General features: G+C 44.9%; 13 protein-coding genes. 8 read left to right on the top strand and 5 right to left on the bottom strand.

Annotated features, from left to right (window positions below):
- The coding region (locus QZ942_RS07820; RefSeq protein ID WP_292994348.1) for a hypothetical protein at positions 1 to 368 on the top strand (368 nt) is incomplete at its 5' end.
- A 30-nt stretch (positions 369 to 398) separates the two neighbouring features.
- Here the strand turns inward: QZ942_RS07820 and phoR are convergent.
- Positions 399 to 1706: a phosphate regulon sensor histidine kinase PhoR gene (phoR, locus tag QZ942_RS07815; RefSeq protein WP_292994346.1), complete on the bottom strand. Its 1308-nt coding sequence runs from the start codon at positions 1704 to 1706 to the stop codon at positions 399 to 401.
- 165 nt (positions 1707 to 1871) lie between these two features.
- Positions 1872 to 2594, bottom strand: a complete 723-nt coding sequence (phoB, locus tag QZ942_RS07810; protein WP_292994344.1) for a phosphate regulon transcriptional regulator PhoB — start codon at positions 2592 to 2594, stop codon at positions 1872 to 1874.
- A 95-nt stretch (positions 2595 to 2689) separates the two neighbouring features.
- On the opposite strand from phoB, the gene QZ942_RS07805 reads away from it, so the two are divergent.
- Both QZ942_RS07805 and ubiE read left to right on the top strand, forming a co-directional pair.
- Positions 2690 to 3100: a DUF971 domain-containing protein gene (locus tag QZ942_RS07805; RefSeq protein ID WP_292994342.1), complete on the top strand. Its 411-nt coding sequence runs from the start codon at positions 2690 to 2692 to the stop codon at positions 3098 to 3100.
- Positions 3101 to 3192: 92 nt separating this feature from the next.
- Complete coding sequence (ubiE, locus tag QZ942_RS07800) at positions 3193 to 3927, top strand: bifunctional demethylmenaquinone methyltransferase/2-methoxy-6-polyprenyl-1,4-benzoquinol methylase UbiE (RefSeq protein ID WP_292994340.1); 735 nt, start codon at positions 3193 to 3195, stop codon at positions 3925 to 3927.
- A gap of 424 nt (positions 3928 to 4351) precedes the next feature.
- On the opposite strand, the gene QZ942_RS07795 is transcribed toward ubiE, so the two are convergent.
- The 3 genes from QZ942_RS07795 to QZ942_RS07785 all read right to left on the bottom strand — a co-directional run bounded on the left by QZ942_RS07795 (position 4352) and on the right by QZ942_RS07785 (position 5879).
- A complete protein-coding gene (locus tag QZ942_RS07795; protein ID WP_292994338.1) occupies positions 4352 to 4534 on the bottom strand; it encodes a PEP-CTERM sorting domain-containing protein in 183 nt (60 codons plus the stop codon).
- A 534-nt stretch (positions 4535 to 5068) separates the two neighbouring features.
- Complete coding sequence (locus QZ942_RS07790) at positions 5069 to 5572, bottom strand: PEP-CTERM sorting domain-containing protein (protein ID WP_292994336.1); 504 nt, start codon at positions 5570 to 5572, stop codon at positions 5069 to 5071.
- Positions 5573 to 5654: 82 nt separating this feature from the next.
- Positions 5655 to 5879 (bottom strand): hypothetical protein, encoded by a 225-nt coding sequence (locus QZ942_RS07785; RefSeq protein ID WP_292994334.1) that lies wholly within the window; start codon positions 5877 to 5879, stop codon positions 5655 to 5657.
- Between the two features lie 258 nt (positions 5880 to 6137).
- Here QZ942_RS07785 and QZ942_RS07780 point away from each other — a divergent pair, with 258 nt between their 5' ends.
- The 5 genes from QZ942_RS07780 to asd form a co-directional block, all read left to right on the top strand.
- A complete protein-coding gene (locus tag QZ942_RS07780; RefSeq protein WP_292994332.1) occupies positions 6138 to 7286 on the top strand; it encodes an MFS transporter in 1149 nt (382 codons plus the stop codon).
- 79 nt (positions 7287 to 7365) lie between these two features.
- Positions 7366 to 8778 (top strand): 3-isopropylmalate dehydratase large subunit, encoded by a 1413-nt coding sequence (gene leuC, locus QZ942_RS07775; RefSeq protein WP_292994352.1) that lies wholly within the window; start codon positions 7366 to 7368, stop codon positions 8776 to 8778.
- 13 nt (positions 8779 to 8791) lie between these two features.
- Entirely contained in the window at positions 8792 to 9430 is a 639-nt protein-coding gene (gene leuD, locus QZ942_RS07770) for a 3-isopropylmalate dehydratase small subunit (RefSeq protein WP_292994330.1), read from the top strand.
- 26 nt (positions 9431 to 9456) lie between these two features.
- The gene (leuB, locus tag QZ942_RS07765) at positions 9457 to 10518 is read left to right on the top strand and encodes a 3-isopropylmalate dehydrogenase (RefSeq protein WP_292994350.1); all 1062 of its coding nucleotides are present in this window, start codon (positions 9457 to 9459) and stop codon (positions 10516 to 10518) included.
- A gap of 156 nt (positions 10519 to 10674) precedes the next feature.
- On the top strand, positions 10675 to 11534 hold an 860-nt coding region (asd, locus tag QZ942_RS07760), incomplete at its 3' end, for an aspartate-semialdehyde dehydrogenase (RefSeq protein WP_292994328.1).

The raw sequence follows: 11534 nt of genomic DNA, 5'->3' as shown, positions 1-11534 counted from the left end.
TGGATATTCACTCGTTGCAGCTGACCCAACCGCGTTCAGTGGGGGTTGAGCATATTAGGCTGCATGCCTTAACCCAGCTGGGGTTGATCGAGAAGCTGGCTGAACTGGGCATCAATGGGGTGATGCGTGCCGCCATTATTGGCAACATCATTGGTCGCATGGCGTATCCGGCATCGGAATTGAGCAGTTGGCAGTGGTTGCAAACGCACAGCGCATTGGGAGAGCTGATCGATGTCGATTTTGCGGCAATGTCGCATATGTCGCTGTATCGCGCATCGGACGCGCTGATGCACCATCGTGATGCCATTGAAGATCATCTGTTTGGCGCGATTCAAAGTCTGTTTGATGTGGATGTTCCTAACGAGTGACTAATGATCATGAAGTTATGCTACAAGCCATCATTCATTTTCTGGAATCAATCGTTTGGCAGGAAACCATATAGTGAACCGGCTGCCCTTGCCGACTTGACTGGCAATCTCCAGACGCGCCTGGTGCCGATTTAAGACATGTTTGACAATAGCAAGCCCAAGCCCTGTTCCACCGGTTTCTCTTGAACGGCTGCTATCGACACGATAAAAGCGTTCCGTTAAACGTGGAATATGTTCCGGCTCGATACCGATTCCGCTGTCCTGCACAAAAAATAGCCCCCGTCCGTCGCGCTTCTCCCAGTTAATACTGATTTCCCCGCGATCTGGGGTATAACGAATCGCATTGCTGATTAAATTTCCAAAAGCGCTACGTAATTCTTCTTCACTCCCCAGTAATTGATCTTGCGTCGCGATATTTAATTTGAGTTGATGGCGACCGGCACTGAGGGATTCTGCGTCCTGCAGAATGCCGCGCAGCAGACTGGTCACATCCACGATTCTCTCATTCACAATACTTTGTTCATTTTCAAGACGCGATAAAATCAGCAAATCTTCAATCAATCGCTGCATACGTGTGGTTTGTTCTGACATTAATACCAGCGCACGTTTATTAAAGCCGGTATTGACATTTTCATCCGCTGATAAAGTTTCAAGAAAACCGCCAATGACCGTGAGTGGCGTGCGCAATTCGTGAGAAACATTGGCAATGAAGTCGCGCCGCATAGTTTCAATTTTTTCAAATCGCGTAATATCGCGACTAATTAGAAGCTTCTGGTTATAACCATAAGGTACTAACTGAAGCGAAACAATGATTCCTTGTTGACGCGTTTGATTGAGTATCAGCGGATTACTGTATTTACGCGTTGCCAGATATTCGACAAAAGGTATCTGCCTGACCAGATAGGTGATTTGCTGCCCGGCATCCAATGACAGATTAATGCCTAAATGCTGCTCCGCAACTGGGTTACACCATTCAATCCGGTCAGATTCATCCAGAATTACAATTCCATCAGGCATCGCGGAAGTAACGCTACGCATCCGTTCCAATGCAAGGCTCAATAATTCCTGGCTTTGACTATGTTGACGCACATAGCGCGCTAAATGTGCAAATACATCATCCCATGCTCCAGAGCCAGCCGGAATGCTCGCTGGAGAATGATCAGAAAGCTGTAACCAGCGTTCTAATGCAACCAAATGGCGGATATGATGAAGTATCATCCATAACAACGCAACGCTGGAAAATATTAATGCTTTAACAGCACCCAGAATCATCCACAGTACTGCAGTGATAAAGATAACAAAAATGATATTGAAGGAGCGCTGCCAAATATCAGACACTTAAATAATCCTGAAAAAAGGTAACAACGCGGGAAAGGTATCGCTTGGGGTAGTTTTGAGAATTTTCAGACTCGATAACCAGACAGTGAGTACAACTTAAAACACAGGTGGAATCAATCAATTTCATAAACGATGTCACTATGCGGAATGTTGCAATTTATTTTATTAGATTTGTGTATTCGAATCTTTAGCTTGTAGTGCCGCTACCGCAGAGAACCGGTAACCTGCGCCTCTGACAGTTTGTATCCAGTCATCTCTGCCTGCCAATTGTAACGCTTTACGCAACCGGCGAATATGTACATCCACGGTACGTTCTTCGACAAATACATGATCACCCCATACCCGATCCAATAATTGACTGCGTGAATATACCCGCTCGGTATGTGTCATCATAAAATGCAACAGTCGATATTCAGTAGGCCCTAACTCAATTTCTTTATTCCCGGCGGTCACCCGATGATTGACCGGATCTAGCCGCAACTCATCAATTTCAACCACTTCGTCTGAAGCTTCCGGAGCCAATCTGCGTAGCACAGCATTAATACGAGCGACCAGCTCTCGTGGCGAGAAAGGCTTAGTAATGTAATCATCCGCACCAATTTCCAGTCCTGCAACCTTATCCGTTTCCTGAGTGCGCGCAGTCAACATAATAATGGGGACTAAACGGGTGCGTTCGCCGCGCCGTAGAATTCGCGCAAATTCAATACCATTCATACCGGGCAACATCCAATCCAGTAAAATAAGGTCCGGCAATGCATTATTGATAATCGACATTGCTTTCTCTGCATTCTCAGCACTAACAGTTTCATAACCAGCTTGTTGTAGATTATAAATAATCAATTCCTGTATAGCAGCTTCATCTTCTACGATCAGTATTTTTGCGGCCATGAGTAAATTCCTGTATCAATCAAATTTTTTCTGTACAGTTTTGTTACAATGGGTCTAACTATTACGTTTAAACAATTCGTACTGAATAACATAACATGGCCGGTTTATCCAAAGAAACGCCTCATCCCACAGAAATCAAGTTACATCAAAAGTCCAAAATCTTAGATATCACTTTCTCTGATGGAAAAAAATTCCAATTTTCATGTGAATTTTTGCGTGTCCATTCGCCTTCCGCTGAAGTGAGCGGTCATGGTCCAGGGCAGGAAGTGCTGCAAACCGGCAAGAAAATGATCAATATCCGGAAAATTGAACCCATTGGTAATTATGCCATACAACTCCATTTTACCGATGGTCATAACACCGGACTCTATTCATGGGATTTGCTCTATAACTATGGCCTCAATCAGGATAAAATATGGCAACGGTATTTGCAGCGCATGGAGGAAGCCGGTGCCAGTCGTGAACCCGATATCAGAGCCCTGACACCGAATCATTCCTGCAAGTAAATTGTGGCATATTAGATTGATTAATTTTCAATCGAAATAAGCTTATCGATGACTCTCTAAAAGCCAATTCAAACATACACTCAATCACTATCATGACTAAAACTACTCATTTTGGCTTTAATACCGTTGCTGAAGATGAAAAAGCTGGAAAAGTTGCAGAAGTATTTCATTCAGTAGCAGAACGCTACAACCTGATGAACGACCTGATGTCTGTTGGTCTGCATCGTTTATGGAAACGCTTTGCCATTGAAACCAGTGGGGTTAGAAATGGTGACAAGGTATTGGACATCGCAGGCGGTACTGGAGACTTAAGCGCACTGTTTTTGCAAAAAGTAGGCAAATCCGGTGAAGTCTGGCTGACGGACATCAATAACTCCATGCTTTCGATCGGCCGCGACCGCCTGATTGATGAAGGCACACCAACTCCAGTCGCGCAGTGCGACGCTGAAAAACTACCCTTTCCCGATAATTATTTTAACTGTGTCAGCGTCGCATTTGGTCTCAGGAATATGACGCATAAAGACATGGCATTGAAAGAAATGCTGCGCGTCATCAAACCGGGGGGAACTGTCATCGTGCTGGAATTTTCCAAAATCTGGAAACCATTGCAACCTGCCTATGATGCTTACTCATTCAAATTACTACCCACCATGGGAAAAGTGATTGCCGATGATGCAGAAAGCTATCAATATCTAGCCGAATCTATCCGCATGCACCCTTCGCAAGAAGAATTGAAGAAGCTAATGGAACAAGTCGGTTTTGAACGAGTGGAATACTTTAATTTGACAGTAGGTATTGTGGCGTTGCACCGAGGATATAAGTTTTGACTATTTCTAACAGAGGAATTTAGGATTATCACCTAAACGGGATGAATGACAGGTGGTGGCGTTGGACGCGTACAATCATCCTTGGAGAGACATGCCTATTGGTAAGCCTGACAATGACGAGCGGTGTGCAACTTTGTGGTAAGGGAGAAACGGGATAAAACGGACATTTCTATTTGGCGTTGGCACTGTCTGGGTGTAGAACAAGCAAACTTTTAGGACAGTAACGAAAAATCCGCGGTGCCTTGATGGAAATAGTATCGAGTTGATCTCACCCAAATTTTTTCAGCACAAACGCCTGATTCAATCAGGCGTTTGTTTTTCTTGGTGATATATCAGTAATCTTTGCACATAGCTGATTTGATTTGTTCATAACTTACGAACCAATAAAGATTATTAAGTTTTTAGAAAGTGTACTTTTGGGATATTAGGCGATTTGCCATTTTCGATAAGCTACTAAGCTAGCTAAGCCAAGTGAGAACAAGAAGACTATATTTGGCTCGGGAACTGCTGAAATTTCAGTGAAGTTACCACTGGCTAGACCTGTTTCACCTGTAGCATCATCAAATCGACGAATGAAGATACGACCATTATGGGCCAGTTGAATCAATTCGTCTTGGCTGGGAATGGATAAAGCGCTGAGCGCGTTGCCCGTAAAATCCCAAAGATCAAACTGGATGAGATAGAACCCTATGGAATCATAAATTCTCGAGCTTACGAAGAAGCCATCGTCGGAGTCGAAACCACTGGCGACATTTGTCCAGTTGTTGAATACTTGGAGTTCTGTGCTGGATGGTCCAACAAGTGTGCTGCTCCCTGACCATATCGAGAATTGCCCCCAGAGAGAGCATTCTATCGGATTCTATCAGACTCCCGGTTTGTGGGGCATCATCGTGGGTATATCTGGCATAGAAAGTGTCCCCGTAGCTGAATCCGGCTCCAGATTCGCGAATGTCAGTCAGCGTGCCAGTAAATTCATAGGTTGTAACTGCGCCTCTTGCGTGTAAAGAGGTGAGAAAAAATACAACTGCTAGGACTGGAAGGGCTCGGAGTGAGAAGAATGAAGAAAACGTCACAGCTGTGCTCCTTGAGATATTGGTTGATTGTGCATTGATGCTTCTAGTGAATCTGAAAAGAGATTAGATTAATCTGTTATTCTGCGGCGGCGTACTGAAAAGGCTATTAAGCCAAGGCCAGCCAGCAGCATGGCGCAGGTTTCTGGTTCTGGAACAGCACCCATGATGTACTCGTAACCGAAAGTAACTGACCATCCATTACGTATGGTGCCAAGATCATAGACTAAGCCAATTGATGAGTCAGAATTTACGTAATCACCAGGTGCACAGCAGGTAAAAGGAAAGGGTACAGGATCAATATAAGGCATTATGCCAAATGCTGATAGAGGAGTAGTGTTAGCCAACGTCACCGACCAGTCATCCAAGCTTGTGGCTGTTACAGAGGCATAATTTCCTGTCGCATTGATTACATTGTGTGTGTCAAGTCCAAGAGCAACCGGAAAACCTTGATTCGGGTCAAAGCCAACACGCCATTGTAAGTCTATAGCTTCATATCCGGTATATTCGCTAGCTGAATCTGAACGGCAACATGACCATGCACTGGAACAAATACCGTTTCTACAAATTGCCAACCACCGAAATCTGCGTGGGTTAACAGCCCGATAAATGAATCGCTGAGGTCATTATTTTTATGAGCCGGAAAAACAAGCCCATTCAGTATACTTGGTGTACTGTCAATGAAAGACCAGCTACCGTGATCAAAGAACTCTCTTCCCATAAACTTAGACCAAGGGAGGCAGCGCTGAGGAAATGATCGGGATCAGCGACCGTGGCAACGGTGCCCAAGTCGTCGGTAATAACAATAGGTGCGGGATGTGCTGTAACAACGGTACTACATAGAGCTATCACCGCCATTTGCGCAAGGCAATTTCGTTTCAATTCTAATTTCATAATTACTCACTATCCCTTTAGTTTAGATTGTTATTATTAATGGATATACTAAATCCACTCTATAATTATGAGTTAATTAAATAAATTCAAAAAGAGAAAAACTCCTTGGGTGGGTGGAAAGCGAGAGAATTCTAGTAAAATTGATCCTTCTCGGAGGTTGTCTTCGTTACACCAAGTGCGTTTTAGATATTCAATTCTTAATTACACACCTAACATATTTAATCACTGCGTCAATTAGCTCACTTTATGCGATCACTTCCTTATTGGCGCCTTTCCGGTTTTTATTTCTTTTACTTTGCGGTGATCGGCGCATTTGCACCGTATTGGAGCTTGTATTTGCAATCCCTTGGATTTAGTGCGTTGCAAATCGGTGTATTAATGTCATTGCTATTATTTACCCGGATTTTCTCGCCTGCCGCCTGGGGCTGGTTGGCTGATCATATGGGAAAGCGCGTTCGGGTTGTGCAGATTGCTGCTGCAAGTGGATTATTAAGTTTTTGTGGCTTTTTCCTGGGCGAATCGTTTCCCTGGGTATTTTTTGTTATGTTGGCAATGAGTTTCTTCTGGAGCGCCTCATTGCCAATCATGGAATCGATCACCCTGTCACATCTGGGCGAGCGCACCGATAAATACGGGCGTATTCGTTCCTGGGGCTCCGTCGGGTTTGTTCTGGCAGTGGTCGGTATCGGTTATTTTTTGCAAAGCGTGGAAATTATCTGGTTACTTTGGATTATTCTAGGATTAAAGTTTGGCATTGTAATTTTTTCTTATCAGATTCCCGAGAAGGAAATCATCAACTACACTGCAGGATTGCATACGGTACGGCAGATCTGTCTGCGCCCGGAAGTTATGGCTTTTTTGATTGCCAGCTTATTGATGTTATTTGCACATGGGGCTTACTATACATTTTTCTCGATCTATTTGGTTGAACATGGCTACGACAAAGGGTTTGTCGGATGGTTATGGGCTACCGGCGTTATCTGTGAAATCGGTATTTTTTTTATTATGCCGTGGCTGATGCGGCATTTCAGTTTAAAGCACATATTAGTTTTTAGCTTTGCCTGCGCTATTCTGCGTTTTCTGCTGATAGGGCAGGGTGTCGAATGGCCGCTAATTATCGTTTTTGCACAAGTTTTACATGCCGCAACTTATGGCGCGCATCATATTGCGGCCATGATGGTGATCCATCAATTCTTTCATGGCCGTCATCAAGCGAAAGGTCAAGCGATTTATACCAGCATTGCTTATGGACTGGGTGGTGCCTTGGGAGCAATCTCTAGCGGTTATACCTGGGATTGGCTGGGAGCAGAGACCACTTTTTTTATCAGTGCTGCCGCGGCATTAACCGGCATGATCTTAATCGCATGGAAAATGAAACCATTCAGTCATCAATAGATTGTGCTGCGTATAGTTTGTTGAATCAGTAAACTTTATGGGATAATTGCAGGCTAATTAAAAATTTTAAACTTGTATGATGCAAACGTTATACGACAAGCTGTGGAATCAACATGTGGTTCATACTGAATCGGCCGAGCCAGACAGTATGGCATTGATCTATATTGATCGCCATTTAGTGCATGAGGTGACCAGTCCGCAAGCATTCGAAAGTTTGAAGCTGGCAGGACGGAAGCCGTGGCGCCTTGATTCTATCCTGGCCGTTGCAGACCATAATGTTCCAACGACCGATCGCAGTCATGGCATACATGACCCGATTTCTCGTTTGCAAGTCGATACATTGGATCAGAATTGCGATGAACTGGGGATTACCGAATTTAAAATGCAGGATCTGCGCCAAGGTATTGTGCACGTTATTGGTCCTGAACAAGGCGCCACATTGCCTGGCATGACGGTTGTTTGTGGCGATTCACATACCAGTACGCATGGTGCTTTTGGTTGCTTGGCATTTGGTATCGGCACTTCAGAGGTTGAGCATGTATTAGCAACACAGTGCCTATTGATGAAAAAAGCCAAAGCCATGCGTATTTCCGTTGAGGGCAAATTGGGTGTTGGGGTTACCGCTAAAGATATCGCTTTGGCGATCATCGGCGAAATCGGTACTGCTGGCGGCACGGGGTATGCGATCGAATTTACTGGCAGCGCGATCCGGGCGTTATCCATGGAAGGACGCATGACGCTGTGTAATATGGCGATTGAAGCCGGTGCACGCGCGGGCATGGTGGCTGTTGATGAGACAACGATTAATTACATTCAAGGACGGCCTTTCGCACCCAAAGGGGAGTTGTGGGATAGGGCAGTTGCTTATTGGCGCACACTGCAAAGCGATGCCGATGCGGTTTTCGACCGGACAGTTGCCTTAGATGCTGCACAGATCAAACCCCAGGTTACTTGGGGGACCTCTCCTGAAATGGTGACCACGATCGATGGCACAGTGCCGGATCCTTCTCTCCTTAGCGATGAAGTGAAGCGCCATGATATGCAACAAGCTTTAAATTATATGGGTTTAGTGGCTAATACACCGATTCGGCAGATTACCCTCGACAAAATATTTATTGGTTCTTGCACCAATTCACGCATTGAAGATTTGCGGGCAGCTGCACAAATCGTTAAAGGAAAACGCGTTGCCTCAACCATTAAGCAGGCACTGGTTGTGCCTGGCTCAGGTTTGGTCAAGAAACAAGCTGAGCAAGAAGGGCTGGATCGGATTTTTCTCGCAGCCGGGTTTGAGTGGCGTGAGCCCGGTTGTTCCATGTGTCTGGCAATGAATGATGACCGGCTGATTGCCGGTGAACGATGCGCTTCCACTTCAAATCGAAATTTTGAAGGCAGGCAAGGACCCGGCGGAAGAACACATTTGGTTAGCCCGGCAATGGCTGCAGCCGCCGCTATTGCCGGTCATTTTGTCGATGTGCGCGAAATAAGCGAGTGAAATAATAAATTAAATGGAAAAATTTCATACTTTTGCTGGTTTGGCAGCATCGCTGGACCGTGCTAATGTCGATACCGACGCGATCATTCCGAAACAATTTCTTAAATCGATCAAACGCTCGGGTTTTGGTCAAAACTTATTCGACGAATGGCGTTATCTGGATCATGGTGAACCCGGTATGGATCCGGCGCAGCGTCAACCGAATCCGGAATTCGTGTTGAATCAACCGCGTTATCTAGGTGCGCAGATATTATTTGCACGTGCAAATTTTGGTTGCGGTTCAAGTCGCGAGCATGCGCCGTGGGCACTTCAGGATTATGGTTTTCGTGTCATCATCGCCCCCAGTTTTGCGGATATATTTTTTAACAATTGTTTCAAGATTGGTTTATTACCGATCATTCTTGACGCGGCAGTACTGGACCGTTTGTTTGAAGCAGTCAAATCAACGGAAGGATACAGCCTTACGGTAGATTTACAGAAACAAACAGTGACTACGCCAAACAATGAGGAATTTAGCTTTGACATCGATACTTTTCGCAAACACTGTCTATTGAATGGCTTGGATGAAATTGGATTGACGTTGCAACGGGCAGAAAAAATTAAACAATTTGAACAGAAACGGCGCAACGAGCAGCCTTGGCTGTTTATGTGAATGACATTGCTGAAAGTTAGAATATGATGAAAATTGCTGTTTTAGCGGGCGACGGTATCGGGCCGGAAATCGTAGCGCAAGCCGTGCGTGTATTGGATGCTTTAAAATCCGCCGGTTTAGCGATTGAATTGGAATATGGATTGATCGGCGGTTGTGCTGTTGACGCGACCGGAGAACCATATCCTGAAGCAACGCATCGTTTGGCCAGCCAAGCGGATGCGGTTCTGCTCGGCGCTGTGGGTGGCCCTCAATATGATTTATTACCGCGCCCCCAGCGGCCCGAACGCGGCTTGCTTGCTATTCGTAAGGAGCTGAACTTATTTGCCAATTTGCGGCCAGCGATACTTTACCCGGAACTGGCCAATGCTTCCAGTTTGAAATATGACGTGGTTGCTGGACTTGATATCATGATCGTGCGCGAACTGACCGGCGATATTTATTTTGGTGAACCGCGTGGTATTGAGATGCGTGACGGGCAACGTGTCGGATTCAACACGATGATTTACAGCGAAACAGAAATCCGGCGTATTGCGCATGTGGCTTTTCGGGCAGCCAGTAAACGGCAGGGCAAGTTATGCTCCGTCGATAAAATGAATGTGCTGGAATGTACGCAATTATGGCGCGATGTTGTTATTGAAGTATCCAAGGAATACCCGCAAGTGACGCTTTCACATATGCTGGTCGATAATGCCGCCATGCAATTGATTCGTAATCCCAAACAGTTTGATGTGATTGTGACCGGGAACATGTTTGGCGATATATTGTCTGACGAAGCCTCGATGTTAACGGGATCGATTGGGATGTTGCCTTCTGCTTCGCTGGATGAAAATAATAAAGGTTTGTACGAACCGATTCATGGCTCAGCACCCGATATTGCCGGGAAGAATTTGGCTAATCCGCTTGCTACCATACTTTCAGTTGCTATGATGCTGCGCTATACGTTTAATCAGGAGGAAACTGCACTTCGAATAGAAAACGCAATTAAAAAAGTATTGGCGCTGGGCTTCAGAACAAAAGATATTGATGAGCCGGGTATGAAATCTGTTGGTACGCATGCAATGGGTGATGCTGTGCTGTCATTTCTGTGAAATGATTCTAAATAGTAAATTTAATTTAAGGATAGATTGAATTAAGGTGGAATTAGTGCATTAAATCATTTGTTATACATTTATAAAGTAAGCTAATATTTACAAAAGTGTTTTTAATAGTTAACCGATTGTCAATTTTAGGATAAGAGATAAGCAATGAAACAAGTTGGTTTTGTTGGCTGGCGAGGCATGGTCGGCTCCGTACTACTGCAGAGAATGCGAGAAGAGGAAGATTTTTCGCTGATAGATCCTGTTTTTTTTACAACATCACAAAAAGGTGGTGCGGGTCCTGAAATTGGCAAGGAAATTCCATCCTTAAAAGATGCTTTTGATATCAAGCAACTTAGTGCAATGGATATCATTATTTCCTGTCAGGGTGGCGATTATACCAATCAAGTTGTCAAGCAGTTGCGTCAATCCGGGTGGCAAGGCTATTGGGTAGATGCGGCATCTACGCTGCGCATGGAAGATGACGCGATCATCATATTGGATCCGGTTAATATGCCCGTGATCAAACAAGCGCTGCACGATGGCGTCAAGAATTATATTGGTGGTAATTGCACGGTAAGCTTGATGTTAATGGCGGTTGGCGGTCTTTTTGAAAAAGGGTTGGTGGAATGGATGAGCGCCATGACTTACCAGGCGGCATCGGGTGCGGGGGCCAAAAACATGCGCGAATTACTACTACAAATGGGTGAAGCGCATAGGGTGGCAAAAGATTTACTGAATGATCCTGCTTCAAATATTCTCGATATAGATCGAGAAGTTGCAGGTACCTTGCGGAATAATAAATTCCCAACAGAAAATTTTGGTGTGCCATTGGCAGGTAGTTTGATCCCCTGGATTGATAAAGAGGTAGCCAATGGACAGAGTCGTGAAGAATGGAAAGGTCAGGCAGAGACCAATAAAATTCTCGGCAGAAGTAACCGGCAAATTCCTGTTGATGGTATCTGCGTGCGTGTCGGCGCGATGCGATGCCATAGTCAGGCTTTGACGATCAAATTAAAACAAGATGT

Source organism: Nitrosomonas sp. (assembly GCF_021731985.1).
Taxonomy (GTDB): Bacteria; Pseudomonadota; Gammaproteobacteria; order Burkholderiales; family Nitrosomonadaceae; genus Nitrosomonas.
The sequence above is the reverse complement of the archived record's forward strand: the minus strand, read 5'-3'. Positions and strand labels throughout refer to the sequence as shown.

Bases quoted from the DNA above. Each gene is read 5' to 3' on its own strand.
- ubiE (WP_292994340.1), top strand. From the start codon at position 3,193: ATGACTAAAACTACTCATTTTGGCTTTAATACCGTTGCTGAAGATGAA.
- QZ942_RS07780 (WP_292994332.1), top strand. From the start codon at position 6,138: ATGCGATCACTTCCTTATTGGCGCCTTTCCGGTTTTTATTTCTTTTAC.
- QZ942_RS07805 (WP_292994342.1), top strand. From the start codon at position 2,690: ATGGCCGGTTTATCCAAAGAAACGCCTCATCCCACAGAAATCAAGTTA.
- leuB (WP_292994350.1), top strand. From the start codon at position 9,457: ATGAAAATTGCTGTTTTAGCGGGCGACGGTATCGGGCCGGAAATCGTA.
- leuD (WP_292994330.1), top strand. From the start codon at position 8,792: ATGGAAAAATTTCATACTTTTGCTGGTTTGGCAGCATCGCTGGACCGT.
- phoB (WP_292994344.1), bottom strand. From the start codon at position 2,594: ATGGCCGCAAAAATACTGATCGTAGAAGATGAAGCTGCTATACAGGAA.
- leuC (WP_292994352.1), top strand. From the start codon at position 7,366: ATGCAAACGTTATACGACAAGCTGTGGAATCAACATGTGGTTCATACT.